At 72.7% G+C, this 21808-nt stretch carries 21 protein-coding genes; 4 read left to right on the forward strand and 17 right to left on the reverse strand.

Annotation, left to right across the window (positions count from 1 at the left end):
• Nucleotides 1-156: 156 nt before the first annotated feature.
• On the reverse strand, nucleotides 157-1149 hold the full coding sequence (locus ACIBQZ_RS36110; RefSeq protein WP_396093364.1) for an arabinan endo-1,5-alpha-L-arabinosidase: 993 nt from the start codon (nucleotides 1147-1149) through the stop codon (nucleotides 157-159).
• A 188-nt stretch (nucleotides 1150-1337) separates the two neighbouring features.
• Between ACIBQZ_RS36110 and ACIBQZ_RS36115 the strand changes: the two genes are divergently transcribed.
• Together ACIBQZ_RS36115 and ACIBQZ_RS36120 are read left to right on the forward strand one after the other, a co-directional pair.
• The gene (locus ACIBQZ_RS36115; RefSeq protein ID WP_396093365.1) at nucleotides 1338-2846 is read left to right on the forward strand and encodes a family 43 glycosylhydrolase; all 1509 of its coding nucleotides are present in this window, start codon (nucleotides 1338-1340) and stop codon (nucleotides 2844-2846) included.
• Between the two features lie 183 nt (nucleotides 2847-3029).
• A complete protein-coding gene (locus ACIBQZ_RS36120) occupies nucleotides 3030-3794 on the forward strand; it encodes a class I SAM-dependent methyltransferase (RefSeq protein WP_396093366.1) in 765 nt (254 codons plus the stop codon).
• A 278-nt stretch (nucleotides 3795-4072) separates the two neighbouring features.
• On the opposite strand, the gene ACIBQZ_RS36125 is transcribed toward ACIBQZ_RS36120, so the two are convergent.
• From ACIBQZ_RS36125 to ACIBQZ_RS36185, 13 genes are all read right to left on the reverse strand, one after another.
• Complete coding sequence (locus tag ACIBQZ_RS36125; protein WP_396093367.1) at nucleotides 4073-4279, reverse strand: hypothetical protein; 207 nt, start codon at nucleotides 4277-4279, stop codon at nucleotides 4073-4075.
• A gap of 133 nt (nucleotides 4280-4412) precedes the next feature.
• On the reverse strand, nucleotides 4413-5204 hold the full coding sequence (locus ACIBQZ_RS36130; RefSeq protein ID WP_396093368.1) for a S1 family peptidase: 792 nt from the start codon (nucleotides 5202-5204) through the stop codon (nucleotides 4413-4415).
• Between the two features lie 107 nt (nucleotides 5205-5311).
• Complete coding sequence (locus ACIBQZ_RS36135) at nucleotides 5312-7045, reverse strand: substrate-binding domain-containing protein (protein WP_396093369.1); 1734 nt, start codon at nucleotides 7043-7045, stop codon at nucleotides 5312-5314.
• A 199-nt stretch (nucleotides 7046-7244) separates the two neighbouring features.
• A complete protein-coding gene (locus tag ACIBQZ_RS36140; RefSeq protein ID WP_396093370.1) occupies nucleotides 7245-7952 on the reverse strand; it encodes a hypothetical protein in 708 nt (235 codons plus the stop codon).
• The gene (locus tag ACIBQZ_RS36145) at nucleotides 7942-8385 is read right to left on the reverse strand and encodes a hypothetical protein (protein ID WP_396093371.1); all 444 of its coding nucleotides are present in this window, start codon (nucleotides 8383-8385) and stop codon (nucleotides 7942-7944) included. Before ACIBQZ_RS36145 ends, ACIBQZ_RS36140 begins: the two co-directional genes overlap by 11 nt.
• Nucleotides 8386-8477: 92 nt before the next feature.
• Nucleotides 8478-9179, reverse strand: a complete 702-nt coding sequence (locus ACIBQZ_RS36150; RefSeq protein WP_396093373.1) for a WXG100 family type VII secretion target — start codon at nucleotides 9177-9179, stop codon at nucleotides 8478-8480.
• Nucleotides 9176-9496 (reverse strand): type VII secretion target, encoded by a 321-nt coding sequence (locus tag ACIBQZ_RS36155; RefSeq protein WP_396093374.1) that lies wholly within the window; start codon nucleotides 9494-9496, stop codon nucleotides 9176-9178. Before ACIBQZ_RS36155 ends, ACIBQZ_RS36150 begins: the two co-directional genes overlap by 4 nt.
• Nucleotides 9493-9876 carry a YbaB/EbfC family nucleoid-associated protein gene (locus ACIBQZ_RS36160; protein WP_396093375.1) on the reverse strand — a complete coding sequence of 128 codons (384 nt, stop codon included), beginning with the start codon at nucleotides 9874-9876 and terminating at the stop codon, nucleotides 9493-9495. Before ACIBQZ_RS36160 ends, ACIBQZ_RS36155 begins: the two co-directional genes overlap by 4 nt.
• A 151-nt stretch (nucleotides 9877-10027) precedes the next feature.
• Nucleotides 10028-12163: an alpha-galactosidase gene (locus ACIBQZ_RS36165; protein ID WP_396093376.1), complete on the reverse strand. Its 2136-nt coding sequence runs from the start codon at nucleotides 12161-12163 to the stop codon at nucleotides 10028-10030.
• Between the two features lie 4 nt (nucleotides 12164-12167).
• Complete coding sequence (locus ACIBQZ_RS36170; protein ID WP_396093377.1) at nucleotides 12168-13496, reverse strand: ABC transporter substrate-binding protein; 1329 nt, start codon at nucleotides 13494-13496, stop codon at nucleotides 12168-12170.
• 38 nt (nucleotides 13497-13534) lie between these two features.
• Nucleotides 13535-14395 (reverse strand): carbohydrate ABC transporter permease, encoded by an 861-nt coding sequence (locus ACIBQZ_RS36175; protein ID WP_396093378.1) that lies wholly within the window; start codon nucleotides 14393-14395, stop codon nucleotides 13535-13537.
• The gene (locus tag ACIBQZ_RS36180) at nucleotides 14392-15324 is read right to left on the reverse strand and encodes a carbohydrate ABC transporter permease (protein WP_396093379.1); all 933 of its coding nucleotides are present in this window, start codon (nucleotides 15322-15324) and stop codon (nucleotides 14392-14394) included. Before ACIBQZ_RS36180 ends, ACIBQZ_RS36175 begins: the two co-directional genes overlap by 4 nt.
• Nucleotides 15321-17312 (reverse strand): beta-galactosidase, encoded by a 1992-nt coding sequence (locus ACIBQZ_RS36185; protein ID WP_396093380.1) that lies wholly within the window; start codon nucleotides 17310-17312, stop codon nucleotides 15321-15323. The genes ACIBQZ_RS36180 and ACIBQZ_RS36185 overlap by 4 nt, the downstream gene beginning before the upstream one ends.
• A gap of 139 nt (nucleotides 17313-17451) precedes the next feature.
• Between ACIBQZ_RS36185 and ACIBQZ_RS36190 the strand changes: the two genes are divergently transcribed.
• Nucleotides 17452-18471: a LacI family DNA-binding transcriptional regulator gene (locus ACIBQZ_RS36190; RefSeq protein WP_396093381.1), complete on the forward strand. Its 1020-nt coding sequence runs from the start codon at nucleotides 17452-17454 to the stop codon at nucleotides 18469-18471.
• On the opposite strand, the gene ACIBQZ_RS36195 is transcribed toward ACIBQZ_RS36190, so the two are convergent.
• Nucleotides 18468-19682, reverse strand: coding sequence for an RNA polymerase sigma factor (locus tag ACIBQZ_RS36195; RefSeq protein ID WP_396093382.1), 1215 nt, complete (start codon nucleotides 19680-19682; stop codon nucleotides 18468-18470). The two genes, ACIBQZ_RS36190 and ACIBQZ_RS36195, sit on opposite strands and share 4 nt — an antisense overlap.
• Nucleotides 19679-20050, reverse strand: a complete 372-nt coding sequence (locus ACIBQZ_RS36200) for a YciI family protein (protein WP_396093384.1) — start codon at nucleotides 20048-20050, stop codon at nucleotides 19679-19681. The genes ACIBQZ_RS36195 and ACIBQZ_RS36200 overlap by 4 nt, the downstream gene beginning before the upstream one ends.
• Before the next feature lie 248 nt (nucleotides 20051-20298).
• On the opposite strand from ACIBQZ_RS36200, the gene ACIBQZ_RS36205 reads away from it, so the two are divergent.
• On the forward strand, nucleotides 20299-21342 hold the full coding sequence (locus tag ACIBQZ_RS36205; RefSeq protein ID WP_396093385.1) for a hypothetical protein: 1044 nt from the start codon (nucleotides 20299-20301) through the stop codon (nucleotides 21340-21342).
• A 70-nt stretch (nucleotides 21343-21412) separates the two neighbouring features.
• Here the strand turns inward: ACIBQZ_RS36205 and ACIBQZ_RS36210 are convergent, their stop codons facing one another.
• Nucleotides 21413-21706, reverse strand: a complete 294-nt coding sequence (locus tag ACIBQZ_RS36210) for a chaplin family protein (RefSeq protein ID WP_396093387.1) — start codon at nucleotides 21704-21706, stop codon at nucleotides 21413-21415.
• Nucleotides 21707-21808 lie beyond the last annotated feature (102 nt).

Here is a 21808-nt window from a genome sequence, read left to right on the forward strand (position 1 = left end):
CCCCCGGCGCGTGCGCCGGGGATTCACGCTGCAGCATCTGTTACCTGGCTCCTGCGCCCGCTTTGCCCGAAGCAAGCGCTTACCTCTTCCAGAACAACACAGACGGATGTCAATGTGAAGACATAGCCGTTTGCAGGATGTTTGCAGACATCTGGGCTAGTACACGTACGGCCACCCGGCCGCGTCGTAGCCGATCAGGTTGATGCCCAGATAGGACGCGCCGTTGTCGGCGTAGTAGTGGTAGACCAGCACGTCGCCGTCGGTGTCGGTGAACACCGCCTGATGGCCGGGCCCGTGGATCGCGCCGTGCGAGGCCAGCACCTGGGTGCCGCCGCCGGCCGTCATCGCGGTGCCGTTGCGGTCCACGAACGGCCCGGTGACGCTGGTGGACCGGCCCACCATGATCCGGTACGTGCTGGCCGCGCCGCGGCAGCAGAGGTCGAACGACACCCAGAGGTAGTAGTACGAGCCGTGCCTGACCAGCGTCGGCGCCTCGATCGCGCCGCCGCCGCGCCCGGCGATCGCCCGGATCGTGGTGTCCGCGCGCTTGCCGGTCGCGGCGTCCAGCGCGATCAGCTTGATCCCGGACCAGAACGAGCCGAAGCTCAGCCACCACCGGCCCTGCGCGTCCACCACCAGGTTCGGGTCGATCGCGTTGTAGTCGTTGGCGCTGCTCGACTCGATCACCAGGCCCTGGTGGGTCCACGAGCCGGAGGCGCCGGTGGTGCTGGTGGCCAGGAAGATCGCCGAGCGGTTCGAGCCGAACGTGGAGGCCGAGTAGTAGAGGTAGTAGCGGCCGTTACGGTACGAGATGTCGGGCGCCCACAGGTTCCGGCTGCCCCCGGTGTACGCCGTGGTCCAGCTCGCGCCGTTCGGGAAGACCGCGCCCGCGTTGCGGAACGCCGTGCGGTCCGGCGAGGTCTTGAGCTGGATGTTGTTGCCCGTGTACGCGGCGAGGTACCCGCCCGCGGGCGTCTTGACGATCGACGGATCGTGCACCCCGGTGTCACCGGTGACGACTCCCGGGTTCGGATAGTCGGCCGCCTCGGCCTGGCCGGCGACGGCCACCGTCACCGCCAGCAACGCGCCGGCGACCACACCCGCCAGCAGGGTTCGCCGCGCGGTGCGGCGCTTGCGGAGTTCCAGCATGGGGACCTCCCGGTCAAGAAAGAGACATCGGTCGATGTCGTGCCGCAGTGTGAGCGGTAACAGATTTGACGTCAAGGTTTCCCCGTTGTTTCCGGCAGATCCGGCCAAGGTATTGACCCTCGACGTTGTTACCGTTCACAATCGCCAGGCCGGACGGACCGGCGAACAGCCCACCTGAGGACAGGCCTATGGAGCTGCACCTGCGCCGGGGGTTCCGGCCCTTGTTCCTGCTGGTCGCGGCGGTGCTGGTGATCGTGGTCGCGGTCGTCGCGCCGCGGTCGCAGCGCCCCGCCGCGGCCGCCGCCACGTTCACCAACCCGGTGGCGTCCGCGCCGTACGGGGCGGATCCGTGGCTCGGCTACTACAACGGCAACTACTACCTGGCCGCGACGACCTGGAACTCCCAGCTCGTGATCAAGAAGGCGGCGTCGGTGGCCGCGCTGGCCGGGGCCGCGGAGACCGTCGTACACACCGGAACCGGCTCGGCGAACTGCTGCAACATGTGGGCGCCGTCGCTGCACCTGCTCGACGGCCCGAACGGGAAACGCTGGTACTACTACTATTCGGCCGGCCCGGCGGCCTGCTGCGACGGGCAACGGTCGTACGTGCTGGAGAGCTCCGGCACCGATCCGATGGGGCCGTACAGCTACAAGGCGCAGCTCAACGTGCAGGCGGGCAACGGCTGGGCGATCGACGGCAGCGTCGCGACCATCAACGGCGCGAACTACTACTTCTACTCGTCCTGGGTCGGCAACCTGCAGAGCCTGTTCGTCGCGCCGATGAGCAACCCGTGGACGGTCAGCGCGTACGGCACCAGGATCTCCCAGCCGTCGCTGTCGTGGGAGACCTCCGGCGGCAACACCCAGGAGGCGCCGTACGTGCTCCAGCGGGGTGGCAGGACGTTCCTGACGTACTCGGCCAGCTCGTGCAACACGCCGGACTACAAGCTCGGCATGCTGACCCTGACCGGCAGCAACCCGCTCAGCGCGTCCGCGTGGACCAAGAAGAGCACGCCGATCTTCCAGCGCGCCGACGGCAACGGCGTCTACGGCCCCGGCGGGCAGGGCTTCTTCACCTCCCCCGACGGCACCGAGACCTGGGTGGTCTACCACGCCAACGAGACCACCGGGCAGGGCTGCGGCGGCACCCGGACCACCCGGATCCAGAAGATCAGCTGGAACTCCGACGGCACGCCCAACCTGGGCACCCCGGCCGCGCTGGGCAGCAGCCTGACCGCCCCGGCGGGCGACCCCGGCGGCAGCGTCTCGTTCCCGGTGCCCGGCACGAAGTACCGCCTGATCAACCAGAACAGCGGCGCGGTGCTGGACGCGGTCAACTGCGGCACGGCCAACGGCACGGCGATCGACCAGTGGGCCTCGCTGGGCAACGCCTGCCAGCAGTGGACGTTCGCGAAGACGACCAGCGGCTACTACACGATCACCAACGTGAACAGCGGCACGGTGCTCGACTCGGTCAACTGCGGCACCGCGGACGGCACGGCGCTCAACCTCTGGGCCGCCCTCGGCAACGCCTGCCAGCAGTGGAGCGTCACGCCGGTCAACGGGCGCTACCTGATCGCCAACCGCGGCAACGGCAAGGTCCTCGACGTGACCAACTGCGCCACGGCCAACGGCACGGCGGTCCGGCAGTGGGCCGCGCTCGGCAACACCTGCCAGGAATGGCGGATCACTCCGTAGCTCCACCGGCACGCACTGCGCGGGCGGTGTCCCTCGATAGACGTCTGCACCACGGCGTGGATCGTGCGGGTCACCGCCCGCGCGGTGACCGGCACCGCGACCAGGCCCCCGGCAGGCCGCACTGTTGCACATCCTTGGCAACAAGTCTGGACCGCGGGTCTGATTGTAAGTAGCGTGACGGGCATGACTCATTACCTCGCCGACGTGGCGGACGCCTGGCAGGAAAGCTGGGACCGGCAGCAGGAAGCGTTCCTGCCGGACCGGGAACACCGGATCGCGGCGATGCTCGACGCCGTCGCGGCGGTCGCGCCGGAGGGCCGCCCGGCGCTCCTCGACCTGGCCGGCGGCACGGGCACGATCGCCCTGCGCGCCCTCGACCGGTTCCCGCACGCCCGGGTCACGGTGGTCGACCAGGACCCGGTGCTGCTCACGCTGGCGGAGGCGGCACTGGGCGACCGGGCGCGGATCGTGGCCGCGGACCTGAGCCGTCCGTCCTGGACGGACGCGTTGCCGCACCGCGACTACGACGCCGTGCTGACCGCGACGGCGCTGCACTGGCTCACCCCGGACCGCCTCGCCGTGCTCTACGGCGAGCTGCACGGGGTGCTCCGCGCCGGCGGCCTGTTCGCCAACGCCGACCACATGCCCGACGAGGGCCTGCCCGGCCTGACGAAGCGGCTGCTGGAGGCGGCGGACGCCCGCCGCGAGGCCCGCTACGCGACGGGGGCGGCGCTGTCGTGGCGCGACTGGTGGGCGCGGGTCGCCGCGGACCCACGACTGGCGGCGCTCTACGCCGAACGCTCCAAGATCTACCCGACGGCGCACGGCAGCGCGGAGTGGACCCCGCCGGCCGGCTGGCACCTGGCGGCGCTCCGGACGGCGGGTTTCACCGAGACGGGCCTGCTCTGGCGCGGCGCCGCCGACGCCACGGTCGCGGCCGTGGCGTAACAGCCGCCGAGGCCGGCGCGGCGTGCCGCACTGGCGCGATCACCGCCCGAGCCAGCCTGGCGCGGCCTCACAGGACCCTGCACTGGCGTGATCACCGCCCGAACCTGCCTGGCGCGGCGTCACTGGGACCCCGCACTGGCGTGATCACCGCCCGAGCCTGCCTGGGGCGCTGTCACGGGCCGGCGCGACGCGACCGCCGCGCGAACCGCGACCACCGTCCGTGGCGTGACCGCCACGTGGGCCTGCTCCGGCTCGGCGGGACAGCCGCGGCTGTGGGATCAGCCGCTGCGGCGGTTGCCGTACTGGCGGGGGCTCTGCACCGAGCCGCGGCCGACCGGCTGCTGGCCCTTGCTGAAGACCTCGCCGCCGCGGGCGGCCTTCTTGCCCTTCGCCCGGCGCTCGGCCCGGTTGGCGAAGACCTCGGGCTCCGGCTCGCCGTCGGCGGTCTCCGCGGCGGCGGTGTTGTCGGCGCTCGACTCGGACATCATGGCTCCCTGACCTATCGACTGCCGCGTGGATCGTCACCGACCCGGGCGACGCGACGGCCCGACCGACAAACGGTATCGCAGTTGCCCGCGGCGCCTGCGCCCGATCCACCACGCCACGCCCGCCGGTGGCTCAGCCGGCGCCGCCGGTGCGGATGCTCTCGCGGATCCAGCCGGCGATGTTGTCGGTGCGGGCGCTGTTCTCCACCGCGGTGTGCGGGCAGCTCGGACCGTTGCTGACCACGGAGACCAGCACCGGTCGCGCCCGGTCGCGTTCGATGAAGAACGGGGCCCCGGAGTCGTAGGGGCACGGCGTGGTGTCCGGCTGGGGGGCGTACCCCTGGAGGCCCGTCACCGTGTCGCTCAGCGAGACCACCGTCATCTGCCCGGTCCGGAGCCGGGTGACCGGCGCCGGATTCACACTCGTGGTGGACCCGTAGCCGGTGACGCGCACGACGGTGCCGAGCTCGGGAGCGCGGTGGCCGACGCGCAGCGGCCGGATGTCGCGGACCGGCTCCGCCAGCCGGGCCAGCGAGACGTCCGCCGTCGGCGACTGGATCACCGCGACGACCTCCAGCTCGTGGCCGCCCGTGCCGGTCAGGTCGGTGCGGCCGACCGTCGCCGTGGTCAGGTCGGCCACCGGGTAGTTGACCCGCACGTTGTTGGCGTCCCGGAAGCAGTGCCCGGCGGTGATCACCCACTCGGGGGCGATCAGCGCGCCGGAGCAGGCGCTGTTGCGGCGCCCGCCGCTCGCGGTGGGGATGCCGGTCATGGTCAGCTTGACCGCGAACCGGTACTTGCCGTCCGGCACGGGCTCCCCGTTGGCTATCGCGGTCGCCGGGGCGGCGCTGCTCAGCAGCAGGCTGAGCGCGGCCGCGGGGCCGAGCAGGGCACCGACAAGAATCGATCTGGTCGTCCGTCGCATCGGGCCAACCTAGCGGCCGCCCCGACCCGGCGAAACCCCGGACCGGTACGGAAAGCCGACATTCGCCCCTCCACACCGGACCCGCGGGGCCGTCCGTGCACTGTCGACTAGCGCGGCGTGGTGGTGCGCAGCGAGAGCGCCTCCAGGAAGACCGCGTTGATCTGCGCCGGGTCCTCGGCGATGAAGACGCCGCCACCGGTCTCCTGGGTGATCCGCTCCAGCGGGGTCCGGTCCACCGAGTCGCCGACGCCGACCACGATCACCTGCACCGGCCGGTCCTCGCTCTTGACCGCCTCGAGCTCGCCGAGCAGGTCGTCCAGCGCGATGTCGCCGTCCTGCTGCCCGGCGTCGGCGCCGTCGGTGAGCAGCAGCACGGAGTTGACCCGGCCCGCCTGCCAGCCCTCCTGCACCTCGCGGTAGCCGTCGAGGATCGTGCGGTACAGCCCGGCGTCGCCACCGGCGGGCCGGATGGTGCGCAGCGCACCGGCCACGTCGTCCCGCTTCTCGGTGAGCGGCCCGATCGGCACCAGCTCGCGGTGGTTGTTGGTGCCCGCGCCGGCGGCATAGAGCCAGAGCCCGACCTGCCAGTCGTCGCTGAACAGGCCCAGACCGCCGCGGGCCGCCGCGAGCGTCACCTGCATCCTGCTCGCGTTGCGGGCGGTCGGCACCGGCGTCCGCATGCTCTGCGAGGCGTCGATGATGGCCAGGATCCGGGCCGGCGCGACGACCGCCGACCAGCCGGCCAGCGCCCGGTCGATGGTCGCCCCGTCGGTCGTGGCGGCGGCGGCCTCACCGCTGCCCGGCGCCGGCGAGGGGCCGATCCGCTCCGGCGCGCCGGCGGGCCCGGTGAACCCGCCGGGCGCGCTGCCGTCCGGCGCCCGGAAGCCCGCCGCGGCGAGCCGGCTGCGGAACCCGTCCGCGCCGCTCAGCGTCTCGTACAGCCGGTGGGCCGCCTCGGCCTGGGACGGGTCGAGCTCGGGCATGACGGCGAACGGGTAGTCCAACGGCGCCGCCGCGGGTTTGAGGTAGAGCGCGGCCAGGCGTACCGGCGGCTTGCCCGCGTTGTAGGTGATGACGTCGCTCTCGGACATGGCGGCGAGCCCGAGCCCGGCGGCCAGCGAGCCGGCGTCGGCGCCCTGCGGCAGCTGGGCCATCAGGTCGTCGCGCAGCACCGAGGTGTCGGTGGCCAGCGCCCGCAGCAGCCCGTTGGAGGTGCCGGGCCGGCGCTGATCCAGCGCCGACGCGGTGCCACCCAGCGCGAGCAGCCCGGAGAGCGCGGCGGCGTCCCGGGCCGGGTCGACCGTGCCGGCCCGGAAGTTGGTGCTGGTGGTGATCTGGGCGACCAGGTCGGCGTAGCCGAGCTTCTTGCGCGGCCAGCCGAGCCCCTTGGCGACCGGCTCCGGCATCGCCATCACCACCGGGCTCAGCGCGACCGAGCCCTCCTCGGTGAAGGCGAACTGCGGAGCGGCCGCGCGCAGCCGCTGCAACCAGGTGCCGGCGTCGGGAATCCAGACATCGGGCGGCGCGACCCCGGCCCGCGGCGCGCCGGCGCCGCTGAGCGAGACCTTCTGCTTCGCGCCCAGCACGGCGGCCACATCGGCCGGGTCGGCGGCCCGGACGTCGACGGCCACACAGGTCCCCTCGACCTCGGGACCACCACCGATCCACTCGGCGGCCGACTGCCGCACGGCGTCGGCGATGCCGGGGGCGACGGCCACACTCAACCGCACCTGACCGGTGCAGTCACTGCCCCCGAACTGCCCGACACCGAACCGGACGCCGGCCACCACAGCGACCACAGCCAGGGTGGCGAGCACAGCGGTGCCCGCGCGTAGTCGCATTGGTCGTCGATGCCGGCCCGTCACGTAGCCCATCATCGACAAGAACACCTTCTGCCGCTAGGCCCTGGAAGGAACGGATATGGCCGGGACAATCCGGTTAAGGACCCGGAGCTGTCCGAAAAGCGCGGAGTGCGCGGCTTATGCGGCATTTTTTCGGACACCCGGTCGACAACCGGGAACCAGCCGCCGACGAGTGGGCTCACGCGTCGCCGAAGGCTTCGAGCACTTCCAGGGCAGCGGGGTAGCTGTGGAATCGGACGTCGCCCCGCCGGCCCTGTCCCGCCAGGGTCAGGGCGAAGCCCCGCACCTCGGCGAGCGCGTCCGCGATCTCCCGAACGTTGTCCGGGGTGAAGTCCAGCCCGACCGCCAGCGGGCGTTCGCGGCCCAGCTCGTTCAGGTCGGCGATCTGGAACTCCTCCTCATATTCCGGGGCGCGGTCGCGTAGGAACGCCCACGAGCTCCGGTACTCCGGCAGCACGTCCGCGTGGAACAGGACCGCGTTCAGGTCCGGCACGTCGGTGTAGGCGCTGAAGACCCAGCCGGGGTCGTCGTCGTGGGCGATCTCGAGGTTGCCGTAGACGATGCCGACGCCGGCGTCGCTCAGGGCGGCGCGCACGTCGGCCGGTGGCACCGCACCAGTGATCGGCTGGACCATGCCCGCGCGGGTGGCCGACACCGTGCGGAGCACCCGGCCCGGGTCGCCGGCGAGTTCCATCGCCGCCACCAGCGTCGCCCGCTCCAGCACCCCGCCGATCACCGCGGCCTGCTCGACGGTGACCGTGCGGTCGTCGGCGAACCGGGGGTCCGTGCCGAGCGAGACCCCGACCAGGTCGGCGCCGAGGGTCTCGAGCCGGGCCGCCTCCGCGGCCGAGCCCACCCGGTCGACCTTGATCAGCCTATTCGTCATAGCGCACGACATTCCCGCCCAGTTCCTCAGCGCCCCGGAAGTCCCCGGGGATGACCCAGGTCTTGCCGGCCGTGTTCGTGGAGATCTTCCAGTATGGCGATCCCTCGGGCGTGTGCCGGCCGCCGCCCGGATGCACCTGGATGTTGGTGATCTCGGGATGGTTCCGGATGCGGACCTGGACGGCGTTGCCGGACGTGCCCTTCTTCCGGCTCTGCTCGACCGTCGCGGGGTATCCCGCCGCGGTGAACTGGTCGGCGATGTCCTGGGCGGACCGGCCCGCCACGGATCGCGGGTCGGCGGTGACGGTGTCGACGAAGGACCGCGCCGATCCGCTGTCCGGGCCGGCCGAGGTCCCTGTGCCGTCCCGGCCGGCGGCGGCGCTCTGCCGGCCCAGTTGGGCCTCGGCCGCCGCCGTTTCCTGGGCGGCCGACACGCTTTCGGGCCCGCCGTGCGGCCGTCCCGGACGCCCCGGCCGGTCCCCCGGTGGTGGGCCGTCCCCGCCGCGACCCGATCGTGCCATCGCCGCTATCCGTTCAGCAGGCGGGTCAGGTTGGTCAGGCTGGTCACCAGGGCCGTCGTGTAGCTCAGGATCCGGCCCGCCCATTTGGCGACCGCCGCGGTCAGCTGGGCGGCGATCACCGGGATGGTGACCACGAAGATGGCTTCCGCCGCCCACACGACGACCCGGGCCACCAGGTCGGCGATCAGGTCGCGGACGATCTCCCGGGTGGCCTGCACCAGGTTGCCGGCCGCCTGGGTCGCCGCCGCCATCGCGGACGCCACCGCGCTCAGGCCGCCGATCGCGGCCACGTTGTGGCCCATCATGCCCGCGTACGCCGTTGCCGCGCGCCCGTGCCAGTCGGGCAGGTCGCCGGCGAGGTGTGCGCCCAGGTCGGCGGCCATGTCGCTCAGCTCCGCCGCCATGTTCGCCCAGGTCGCGGCGTGCGCGGCCACCACGTCGGGCAGGCCGGCCAGGTCGTCGAGCATCTCCCGCAGCGGTGCGAAGTACTCCATCGCCCAGCCGAGCCCGTTGGACAGCAGCGCGCTGAACGGGTCGATGGCCGTGGCGACCAGTTCGGTGCCGAACGCGGCCCCGGCCAGCAGGTCGTCGACCCATCCGTCGCTCTCGACGGCCGCGACCAGGCCCTGGAAGTTCTCCGCCAGCGACACCCCGGTCCACGCCTCGCGGGTTGATACGACGTCGGCGACCAGCGGGTTGTCCGTCATGGCGCGCGCCGGCGGCCGGCCCGGTGGACCGTGTCGGCCGCGCCCGCGTCGGCCTCGTCGTACGCGTCGGCGACCTCGGTCAGCGCCTCGGCGGCCAGCGTCAGGTTCTCCTCGACGTAGGAGAGCAGGCTGTCCTGGCGCTGGTGCCGGCCCTCCAGCACCGCCGGCAGCCAGCCGCAGAGCAGCCCGTAGGCCGAGCCGTCACCGGCGATGGCGGCGCTCGCGGACCGGACCGCGCCGAACCGGGCGCGGACCGCCTCGAGGTGGGCCGCGTGCCGGCGGAGCTGGGCCGGGTCGGCCGAGAAGCCGTCGGTCACGGCGCCCACCGGTTGCGCTCGACGACCTCGGCCGCGATGGCCCGGGCGGCCGGTGAGTCGGTGCCGATGGTGGCCGCGAGGATCTCCTGGGCCCGGGCGGCGAGCTGCCGCCGGGCCTGCCGGATCGTGCTCATCAGCACCTCGGCGAGCCGGCCGGGCTCGGTCTGCGGGGTCTGCCGGCCGAACCGTACGCCGACCAGCGCGCCCTGGGCGTCGACGGTCACCTCGACCAGCCGGGTCTCGTCGGCGACGGTGACCCGCAGCTCCGCCAGCCGGTCGCTCATCGTCGCGGTGTCGGCGGCCAGCCGGTCGATCTTGCCCTGCCAGGCCGCCAGCCGGTCGAGCGCGGCGCCCGGTTCCAGAACGGGATCCTCGTCCACCGCACCCCCGAGCTGATCGGCGTCGATGGGCCGATCGTACCGGCCGGGCGCACCACCGCGGCAGCCAGCTGACCGGCTGCCCGGCGACCGCGGAGCGGCTGACGGACCGGGTCGGCGCGACCCCTGGCGGTCTTCCGCGTGGGCCGGCCGGTCAGCGAGCCGGTGCGCTCCGCCCGCCTGACGCGGACGCTCCGGACGAGGACCGCTGTCCCGCCGGGGCAGCCTCCACTGTGACCAGTGCCGCCTGCTCGGGAGTGAGCAGCGGCGCCGGCAGCCCCACCTCGGCCAGCACGCTCCCGGGCAGCGTCACCTCTCCCGCCTGCCACCACGCCGGCGCGGCGTCCTGCACGACCCGGGGCGCGGGCCCGATCGTCAGCGGGCGCACCGTGTACCGGGTGCCGGGGTCGAGCCCGGCGAACCGGATCGGCTCGGGCAGCGCCGCGCCGGCGGCCCGCAGGGCGACCAGCGCGTAGATCCCGCGACGCCGGTCGGTGCTGACCACGCCGTGCACGAAGTGCGCGTCCCCGTCGGAGCGGACCACCACCCCCGTGTGCAGCAGCGGCCGCAACCGCCGGTACTCCCCCACCCACTGGGCCACCGCCGCCAGGTCCGCCTCGCTCGCGGTGGTCAGGTCCCACTCGATGCCCGCGCTGCCGAACAGCGCGGTGGCGAAGCGGAAGCTCAGCGCGGAGGTCCGCCCGGTGATGTGCGCGGTCGGCGCGCCCAGGTGCCCGCCGAGGAACTCCGGTGGCACCAGCACCCCGGTCCAGCGCTGGATCCGCTGCCGCTCCAGCGGATCGTTGGTGTCCGAGGTCCACACCCGGTCGACCAGTTCCAGGATGCCCAGGTCGATCCGGGCGCCGCCGGAGGCGCAGCTCTCGATCTCCAGCTCCGGGAAGTCCGCGCGCAGCCCCGCGAGCAGGCGGTACAGCGCCGCGGTCTGCCGGTGGGTCGCGCCCGGCTGCAGCAGGTCGCGGTTGTGATCCCACTTCAGAAAGGCGATCGGGTACGCCGTCAGCAACGCCCCCAACCGCTCCCGCACGTACGCGTACGCGCCGGGGTGGGCCAGGTCGAGCACCCGCTGATGCCGCCAGGTGGGCCCGTCCACCCCGCCCAGCACCCAGTCCGGGTGCTCCCGGGCCAGCGCCGAGTCCGGGTTCACCATCTCCGGCTCGACCCACAGCCCGAAGTCCATGCCCTGCTTGTGCACGCGGTGGATGAGCGGTCGCAGGCCCTGCGGGTAGCGCCGCTCGTCGACGAACCAGTCGCCCAGCGCGCGCCGGTCGTCGGTGCGCCCGGCGAACCAGCCGTCGTCGAGCACGAACCGCTCCACCCCCGCCGCGGCGGCCGCGTCCACGAGCCGGTCCAGAGTGGACGGGTCGTGGTCGAAGTAGACCGCCTCCCAGGTGTTCAGCACCACCGGGCGCGGCAGCCGGGCGGCGGTCCGGGACCGGATCCACGGGTGCAGCCGCGCCGACAGCCCGTCGATGCCGTCGCCGGAGTAGACCGCGACCGTCCACGGTGTCGTGTACTGCTCGCCGGGCGCGAGGCTCACCTCGCCGGGCGCCAGCAGCTCGCCGGCGCCGAGCAGGCCGTAACCCAGGGCCTGGCGCTCGGCCCAGATCCGCTTGTCGCCGCTCCACGCCAGGTGCACCGCCCAGACCTGCCCGGTGCGGAAGCCGAAGCCGGGAGTGCCGGCCATCAGCAGGTACGGGTCGTCGTGGCCGGGCCGGCCGTGCCGGGTCTCGCGGCTCCACACCCCGTGCCCCAGCGGCGTGCGCTGCGGCCGCCTCTCGTACGCCCACAGCCCGCTGAAGTCGAGCAGTTCGGCAGCCCGCGCGGGCACCGGCAGCAGCACGTCGAGCGCGGTCAGGTGGAAGGTCTCCGTACCGTGACAGCCCAGCGTGTGGCGCACCCGCAGCACGCCCTGCTCGCTCAGCTCGATCTCCGTCGTGACCCGCAGGAAGTCGTTGGCGTGCTCGAGCCGCACCTCGCGCGGGCCGGCCTGCCGGGCCTCGCGCAGGCGGAGGTCCGCGACCGGCGCGCCCCAGCCGGCGAGCGCGGGCCGGCCGGTCCAGCCCTGGTCGACCGTGGGCAGCAGGGACAGCCGCAGCGGCTCGTCCAGCGAGCTCGGCGGCACCGCGGGCACCGCCGCCCCGGCCAGCGCCGCCAGGTCGGACTCCGGCAGGGCGCCGAGGTCCGGTCCCCAGTGCAGGACGACAGCCGGCCGCGGGCCGCGGGCGTCCAGCACGAGGCTGGTTCCCGCGGCCCGCAGCTGGATGATCACCAGGTCACTCCTTGACCGGGATGGCCTGCGACTTGAGCGTCTGGATGGTGGACGCCTGGGCGGCGGTCAGCGCCTCGGTCAGGGTGCCCTTGCCGGAGACGGCGGCCTTGAAGCCGTCGGAGGCGTTGGCGTACGTGGAGGTCATCGTCGGCCCCCAGGTGAAGTCCGGCGCGACCTGGGTGGAGGCCTCGGCGAAGACGTCGTAGATCGGCTGGTCGCCGTAGAACGCGACGCCCTCCTTGAGCGCCGGCAGGGCGGCGCCGGCCTTGGTGGCCGGGTAGAGGTTCGCGTTCTTGTTCAGCAGCGTCAGCGCCTCCTCGGAGGTGTTCAGCCAGAGCGCGAACTGCGACGCCTCGTACACGTGCTTCGAGCCCTTGAAGACCACGGTGGAGGAACCGCCCCAGTTGCCGGCGACCTTCTCGCCCGCGGTCCACTGCGGCATCGGGGCGACCTTCCACTTGCCGGCCGTCTTCGGCGCGCCGGTGGCGATGGAGTTCGCGCCCCAGACCGCGGAGACCCAGGTCCACGCGGCGCCGGTGTTGTAGGCGTTGTCCCATTCGGTGGTCCACGGCGGCACGGCCGAGACCAGCTTCTTGTCGATCAGGCCCTGCCAGTAGTCGGCGACCTTCTTGGTGTTCGGGTCGGTCAGGTTGACCGTCCACTGGTTGCCGTCGTTGGCGAACCAGCGGCCGCCGGCCTGCCAGGAGAGCCCGGCGAACTGGTTGATGTCGCTCTGCGAGAAGTTGGTGATGTACCCACCGGCGGCCTTGACCTTCTCGGCCGCGGCGGCGTACTCGTCCCAGGTGGCCGGGATCGCGATGCCGTTCTTCTCGAACAGGTCCGCGCGGTAGAACAGCGCCATCGGGCCCGCGTCCTGCGGCACGCCGTACGCGTGACCCTGCTCGCCGAAGCTCACCTGGTTCCAGGTCCAGTCGACGAACTGGTCCTTGCTCTTGGCCACGATGTCGCAGCCGCCGAGGTCGACCAGGCCGTCCTGGACCCGGAAGCTGGGCATCGCGTCGTACTCGACGTGGCCCAGGTCGGGGGCGTTGCCGGCCTTGAGCTGGTTGAAGAAGTTCTGGTACGTGCCGCCGTTGCCGTTCGGGCCGGTCTGCACCTTGACCTGGACGTTCGGGTTCTTGGCGTTCCAGACCTTGACGACGTCCTCGATGCCGGGGATCCAGGTCGTGTAGGTCAGGGTCACCGGGCCTGACGACGGCGTGCAGGACGACGCGCCGGCGGCGGTGGACTCGGTGTCGTCGCCGGAGGAGCAGGCGGCGAGCAACAGCGCGGAGGTCAGCAGGACGCTGACCGACCGGAGGGATATGCGCATGGCAGTTCCTTCTTGTCGGACGGGATGAGAGAGGGGCGTTACTTGACTGCTCCGGCGCCGATGCCGCTGCGCCAGAAGCGTTGGAGGAAGAGGAAGGCCACGACCAGCGGCGTGATCGACAGCAGCGCGCCGACGATCACCAGCCCGCGCAGCCCGGGCACCTGGTTCACCTGGGTGTTCCAGGAGTAGAGGCCGAGCGTGACCGGGAACAGCCGCTCGTCGCCGAGCATGATCAGCGGCAGCAGGAAGTTGTTCCAGACCGCCACGAAGTGGAAGAGGAAGATCGTGACCAGCGCCGGGAACATCAGCCGGGCTGACACCGTGAAGAAGCTGCGCACCTCACCCGAGCCGTCCAGCCGGGCGGCCTCCAGCAGCTCGTCGGGCACGCTGGCGGTGGCGTAGATCCGGGCCAGGTACACCCCGAACGGGTTGACCAGGCTGGGCAGGAACACCGACCAGAAGGTGTTGGTCGCCTCGACCTTGCTGAAGATCAGGAAGAGCGGCAGGGCGAGCGCGGTGGCCGGCACCAGCACGCCGCCGAGCACCACGTTGAACAGCGTCTCCCGGCCGGGGAACCGGTACTTGGCCAGCGCGTAGCCGCACATCGCGGCCAGCAGCGTGCCCAGCAGCGCGGCCCCGCCGGTGTACAGCAGGCTGTTGAGCATCCAGCGCAGGAACACGCCGTCGCGGTAGGCCAGCAGCTCGCGGATGTTGGCGATCAGGTCGAAGTCGGCGAACCACAGCGGGTTGGTGCCGGAGAACTGTGCCCGGCTCTTGGACGCGCCGACGAACAGCCACCAGATCGGCACCAGGAAGTAGACGGTGCAGACGCCCATGACGATCATCGCCGCGGTCCGGGAGAGCAGGCTCTCGCGCACCTTCACCCCGGGGGCGCTCACTGCTCGCCCCGGCGCTGGGTGGCCTTCAGGAAGGTGAACGACAGCGCGAACGTGGCCAGCGCCAGCACCACCGAGAACGCCGCGGCCAGGTTGAAGTTCGGCACCGACGAGGTGGAGTAGACGGTCAGGTTCGGCGTGTAGGTGCTCGACACCGCCGAGCTGAAGCTGCGGAACACCTGCGGTTCGGCGAGCAGCTGGAGCGTACCGATGATGGAGAAGACCGTGGTGAGCACGATCGCCGGCATGACCAGTGGGATCTTCACCGACCAGGCGGTGCGCACCGGGCCCGCGCCGTCCAGCCGGGCCGCCTCGTAGATCTCGGCGGGGATGGCCAGCAGCGCCGAGTAGATGATCAGCATGTTGTAGCCGACGTACACCCAGGTCACCACGTTCGCCATGGCCCAGAGCACGAGGTCGGCGCTGAGGAAGTCGATGTTGCTGGTGAGCGCGGTGAACGGCGACAGGTTCGGCGAGTAGAGGAAGCCCCACATGATCGCGGCGACCACCCCGGGCACCGCGTACGGCACGAAGAACGCCAGCCGGAAGAAGCGGCGGCCCCGGACCAGCCCGGAGTCGAGCAGCAGGGCCAGCAGCAGGGCCAGGCCCAGCATCACGGGCACCTGCACGACCCCGAACAGCAGCACCCGGCCGACCGAGGTCCAGAACGGGCCGTCGGAGAAGACGCGCTCGTACTGGGCGAGGCCGCCGAAGACCTCCCGGGCGGGGCCGAAGGTGCCGGTGCGCTCGATCTTGTAGAGCGACTGCACGATCGCGTACCCGATCGGGATCAGGTAGAAGAGCACGAACAGCACCCCGAAGGGGGTGACGAAGAACAGCACGGCCCGGGCGTGGCCGGACCTGACCCGGCGCTTGGTCCGCCCGCCCTCGGGCGGGGCGTCCCCGGCGATAGCTAGCTCGGTCACGGTCACGAGACCGGTTCCTCTCTGACGACGCGTACGGCGCCGGCACCGACCTTGAGCAGGCCCGGCACGGCCTCCCCGGTGAGCAGGTCGTGTCCGGTGACGGTGTGCTCGATGTCCTGCCTGCCGTGGTTGATGACAAAGACGTAGCTGTGCCCGCCGCCGGCCCGGCGGACCACCTCGACCGAGCCGTCGGTCTCCGGTCCGGCGGCGCGGACCCCGGCGGCGCGGCCGGCGTCCCGCAGCAGATCCCGCAGGCCATCGTCATCCAGCGCGGTGGCCACGTACCACGAAGTGCCCTGTCCGTAGCTGTTCCGGGTGACAGCCGGCACCCCGGGCAGGGGGCCGTCGGCGTAGCTGTCGATGATCTCGGCGGTGGTGGCACGCAGCTGCTCGGTCCAGAGCGACGCCGTCGCGCCCCCGGTCAGCGTGACCCGGTGGCCGGGCAGCAGCGGGAAGAACTCCTCGGCGACGACGCCGAGCATCTCCCGGAACGCGCCCGGGTAGCCGCCCAGCCGGACCCGGTCGGCGACGTCGACGATGCCGCTGTAGAAGGTGACGACGGCGTGCCCGCCGCCGGCCACGTACGCGTTGATCGCGGCCGCGTCCTCGTCCGAGACCAGGTGCAGGCAGGGCACGACGACCAGGCGGTAGCGGCTCAGGTCGGTGCCGGGCGCCACCACGTCGGCGGTGTGCCCGAGCCGGCGCACCGCCCGGTACGCCGCGTGCACCTGGTCCAGGTACCGCACGTCCTGCGAGGGCCGGGCCTCGGTGTCGGTGGCCCACCAGGACTGCCAGCTGAACAGGATCGCGACGTCGGCGCGGACCGTGGTGCCGGCGACCTCGGCCAGCGCGTCCAGGGCCGAGGACAGCTCGAGCACCTCGCGCCAGCTCGCCGTGTCGGTGCCGGCGTGCGGCACCAGCGCCGAGTGGAACTTCTCGGCGCCCTGCGCGGAGGCCCGCCACTGGAAGAAGCAGACCGAGTCGGCGCCCCGGGCCACGTGGGTCAGTGAGTTGCGCAGCATCTGCCCCGGCACCTTGGCCAGGTTGTACGGCTGCCAGTTGACCGCGCCGGTGGACTGTTCCATCAGCATCCAGGGCCGGCCGCCGGCCAGCCCGCGGGTGAGGTCGGCGGCGAAGGCCAGCTCCGCGTCCGGGTCGCCGAGGCGGTGGTCGAGGTAGTGGTCGTTGGCGATGACGTCCATCTCCGGCGCCCAGCTCCAGTAGTCCAGCGCCCGGATGTGCGCGGTGACCATGAAGTTGGTGGTGACCGGCGCGCGGGTGTGCCGGCGCAGCACCTTCGCCTCGGCGCGGTAGTGATCGAGCAGCTCGTCGGAGCTGAACCGCTGGAAGTCCAGCAGCTGGCCGGGGTTGCGCAGGCTCAGCGCGAGCCGGGGCGGCTGGATCTCGGCGAAGTCGGTGTAGCGCTGGCTCCAGAACGAGGTGCCCCAGGCCTTGTTGAGCGCCTCGATGCTGCCGTAGCGGCGGGCCAGCCAGACCCGGAACGCCGCCGCGCTGGCCTCGTCGTAGCAGAGCGCGTTGTGGCAGCCCAGCTCGTTGGAGACGTGCCAGAGCGCGACCGCCGGGTGCGCGCCGTAGCGGATGGCCACCTGCTCGACCAGCGCGAGGGCGCGCTCGCGGAAGACCGGCGAGCTGGGGCACCAGGCCTGGCGCCCGCCGGGGAACCGGGTGGTGCCGTCGGCGGCCGCGGGCAGGATCTCCGGGTGCCGGGTGGTCAGCCAGGGCGGCGGCGACGAGGTGCCGGTGCCGAGGTTGACCCGGATGCCGTTGGCGTGCAGCAGGCCGATGATGCGGTCGAGGGTGCCGAAGTCGTACTCGCCGGGCCGGGGTTCGATGCTGGACCAGCCGAAGATGTTGACGGCCACCAGGCTGACGCCCGCCTCGCGCATCAGCGCGACGTCCTCGGCCCAGACCTCGGGCGACCACTGCTCGAAGTTGTAGTCGCAACCGAGGCTGATGCCCGGTAGTTCCGCCATCGGATCCCCTTACCGTCCGCCGCATCTGTGCACGTGCACACATTGCGTCGCGGAAACGGGACCGTGACGGGTGTGTGAACGTGCACACACTAGGCACGGGTCGGAAGCCAGGTCAAGACCCTGGCCCTACACTGCTTCCGTGGCCCCGCCGAACAAGCACAGACGCGCCACCGTGCACGACGTCGCCGCGGCTGCCGGCATCTCCCGTGGCACGGTCAGCCGGGTGCTCAACGGCGGATACGTCTCGGCCGAGGCCCGGGCCGCCATCGAGGCCGCGATCGCCGAGGTCGGCTACGTGCCCAACACCGCCGCCCGCAACCTGGTGATGCGCCGCTCCCAGGCGGTCGGCTTCCTGGCCCTCGAGCCGCACTCGCTGCTGCTGGACGACCCCAACATCGGCGCGATCATGCTGGGCGCCAACGAGGTGCTGTCGATGGCCGACCACCAGATGGTCAACCTGGTGGTCGACTCCGCGCGCGACACCGAGCGGGTGGCGCGCTACCTCAGCGGCGGCTTCGTGGACGGGGCGATCATCGTCTCGGCCCGGACCCACGACCCGATCACCAAGGTGATCGCCGAGCTGCGGCTGCCGGCCACCTTCGTCGGCCACCCGCCGGACCTGCACCGCTCCATCCCGTACGTGGGCATCGACAACGTGGGCTCGGCCCGCTCGATCACCGAACGGCTGATGGCCACCGGCCGCCGGCACATCGGAATGATCGCGGCGGCGCTGGACCGCGACTCCGGCGCCGACCGGCTGACCGGCTTCCGGGCCGCGCTCGGCGACCGCTTCGAGCCCGACCTGGTCGCCGAGGTGCCGCTCTACGACTACGCGTCGGGGGTCAAGGGCATGCGCGAGCTGCTGGCCCGCCAGCCGGCCGTCGACGGGGTCTTCGCCGCCTCGGACGCGGTGGCGGCGGGCGCGCTGGAGGTGCTGCGCGACGCGGGCCGCAGCGCGCCGGAGGACGTCGGCGTGGTCGGCTTCGACGACAGCTCCTGGGCCCTGCGCACCCAGCCTCCCCTGTCGACGGTGCACCAGCCGGCCCGGGAGATCGGCCGCAACGCGGCGGAACTGGTGCTCCGCCAGCTCCGCGACGAGGACCCGGCGCCGGGCAACATCCTGCTGCCCACCCCGATCGTCTGGCGCGACTCGGCCTAACGCCCGTCCGGCAGCTTCCGGGCGCGGGCTTCCAGGTAGCGCTGCTCGGCGAGGCTGGCGGTGGCCCGCGCCGCGCGGCGGAAGTGCTCGTACGCCCCGGCCGGGTCGCCGGCGGCCTCCAGCAGGTGCGCCCGGACCGACAGCAGCCGGTGGTGCCCGGCCATCCGCTCGTCGCCGTCGAGCCGGGACAGCAGCGCCAGGCCCGCCCGCGGGCCGCTGATCTCGGCGAGGGCGATGGCCCGGTTGAGCGTGACCATCGGGTTGGGCGCGATCCGTTCCAGGATCAGGTACAGCGCGTGCACCTGCCGCCAGTCGGTCTCCGCGGCGGTGGCGGCGTCGGCGTGCGTGGCGGCGATGGCCGCCTGCAGCTGGTACGGCCCCAGCGCCGGGCCGGCCAGCGCCGCCTTCGCCAGCTCGGTGCCCTCGTCGACCAGCCGGCGGTCCCAGCGGGTCCGGTCCTGCTCGGCCAGCGGCACCAGGTCCCCGGCCGGCGTCGTCCGGGCCGCGCGGCGGGCGTGGGTCAGCAGCATCAGCGCCAGCAGCCCGGTCACCTCGTCGTCGCCGGGCAGCCGGGCGTGCACCGTGCGGGTCAGCCGGATCGCCTCCCGCGCGAGGTCGGCCCGGTGCAGCTCGGGGCCCGAGGAGGCGGTGTAGCCCTCGTTGAAGATCAGGTAGAGGACGTGCAGCACCACCCGCAGCCGGTCCTCGCGTTCCGCGCCGGCGGGCAGCCGGAACGAGCTGCCCGCCTCCCGGATCCGCTGCTTGGCCCGGCTGATCCGGGCCGCCATCGTGCCCTCCGGCACCAGGAACGCCCGGGCGATCTCGGCGGTGCTCAGGCCGCCGACCGCGCGCAGCGTCAGGGCGGTCTGCGAGGCCGCGGTCAGCGCCGGGTGGCAGCACAGGAACAGCAGGACCAGGGTGTCGTCGGTGTCCGGCACCTCGGGCGCCTCGTCGACCGCCGCGGCCGATTCCCGCTCCCGGCGGGCGAGGTCGCTGCGCAGCTGGTCGATGAGCCGCCGGGTCGCGACCGTCATCAGCCAGCCGCGCGGGTTGCCCGGCACGCCCTCGGCCGGCCACTGCACGGCGGCGGCCAGGACGGCCTCCTGGACGGCGTCCTCGCACCCTTCGAACTGGCCGTGCCGGCGTACCAGCGCGCCGAGGACCTGCGGCGTGAGCTCCCGCAGCAGGTCCTCGATGGCCGGTGCCGTCACGCCTCGAGCGATCCGTCCGAGAACATGACCTGCCGCACCTCGACGCCGAGGCCCTCGATCCGGGTGTCCGGGATCTGCGCGGCCAGCTCGATCGCCCGCTCCTTGCTCTCGCAGTCGATCAGGTAGAAGCCGCCCAGGAACTCCTTGGATTCCAGGAAGGGCCCGTCGGTCACCACCGGCCGGCCGTTACGGACCCGGACCACGGCGGCCTGCGCGGGGTCGACCAGGGCCTGCGTGATGATCAGCTCACCGGAGCCGCGCAGCGCCTCGATGAACGCGCCGTGCCCGTCGCCGATCGCGGCCTTCTCCTCGTCGGTCAGCGCGTCCAGCACGGCGGGGTTGATGTGCATGCTGATCACGAACTTCATCGGATGCTCCTCGGGTCTTCCGGGGCCCGGCCGGGCCCTTCGACCGGTTGGTCGGAGCCGGCGCCGCCGTCTTGACATCCCGCCGAACATTTCCACAATTCCCCGCCCGTGGGTCACCCGCCGGAAGATCGCCCCGCCGCGGTCGATCCGGACGGGCCCGGCATCCGTAGTCACCAGGGAATCACCCCGCACCGGCGGCCGCAGCGATCCCGCGGCCGGCGGTGCTCGCCCGAGGGAGCAGACGCGCAGTGGACAACCCCGCCCCGGCCGACCCCGATGCGATCTACCGGCGGTCCGCCGCCCCGACGCCACCGACCCTGCCGTCCATCTCCGACTACTGGCCCGACGCGCCGCACCGGATCGGGCCGCCCGCCGACCACTACTCCGACGAGCCGACCGAGGCGGCGATCGACGCGCTGCTGCGCTCCGGCAGCCGCGGCCGGGCGGCCGCGGCCCCGCACGTCGTGCCGGTCGTCCGCCGGCGCTCCCGGCGGCCGGCCGCCCTGGGGTTCACCCTGGCCGTGCTGCTGCTGGCCGGGGCAGGCGTCGCCGGGTTCACCCTCACCCGGGACGACGGCCGGGCGCAGCCGCCCGTCGAGGCGCCACGGGCGCAGGCGCCGCGGACGCCGCAGACCCCGCAGGCGCCGGCCGTGACCGTGACGCCGTCCGCCTCTCCGAGCCGGGCGACGACCGTGTCGGCGCCCGTCCGGGACCGGGACAAGGCGGGCTTCGAGCTGGTCAGCGACGTCGCGGTGATCAACTTGCGGGCGGCGGAGCTGGGCGCCGACCTCTACCGGATCACCACGCCGGAGCAGAGCAGCGTGGTGCCGCGGGCGCAGCTCGGCGAGGCGGGCGTGCAGCTCTTCCTCGACGACAACGGCGAACGCGGTGACGCGGCGGTCACCGTGCTGCTCAACGCGGACGTGCGGTGGAGCATGCGGATCACCGGCGGGGTCAAGGCCGGCGTGTTCGACCTGGGCGCGGCCCGGGTGGACCAGGTGGACTTCGCCGGCGGCGCAGCGCGGATCGACCTGACGCTGCCGCGGCCGGACGGGACGCTGCCGATCCGGCTGTCGGGCGGGGTGAACCGCTTCGAGGTGTCCACGGATCAGGGGGTGCCGGTGCGGGTGCGCACCCGGCGCGGGGCCGGCCAGGTCCGGCTCGACGGGCGGACCGACGACGGGGTCGCGCGGGGCGCCTCGTTCCTGTCACCGGACTGGGCCAAGAGCGAGAACCGCATCGACCTGGACGCGGTGGCCGGCGTCGGCACCCTGCGGGTGGGACGCGGCTGAGGGCGTACCGGAGAGATCGGGAGGGTAGGTGCCGTCCGTGGGCGACGGCCGGCACCTACCGCGGGCGAAGTCAGTTGTTGACGCAGCCGGCGTTGCTGGTGGCGAGCCCGAGCAGGGCGATGCTGTTGCCGCAGGCGTTGATCGGGATGTGGACCGGGATGGCGGCCTGGTTGCCGTTCAGCAGACCGATGTTGCCGTGGCTCGACTGGCTGCCGTGGCCGTGGTCATACCGGTGGCCGTGGCCGTGGCCACGCCCGTGGTCGTGCCGGTCGCCGTGCCCGCCCGCACTCGCCGGCCCGGCCGTGCAGGCCAGGGCGGCGGCTGCCGTGCCCAGAACGAGCGCGAGGCCTCGAACGATTTTCATGATAAACCCTTCCTTAGCGGACAAATACTGACGTCACGGTAACCAGACTTTTGCCGCATTTTGCCCGTTTTAGGGAAGTTTGCCGCGAATCGGTATCGGTGC

Origin of the sequence: Actinoplanes sp. NPDC049599, from assembly GCF_044465625.1 — a bacterium.
Classification (GTDB): domain Bacteria; phylum Actinomycetota; class Actinomycetes; order Mycobacteriales; family Micromonosporaceae; genus Actinoplanes.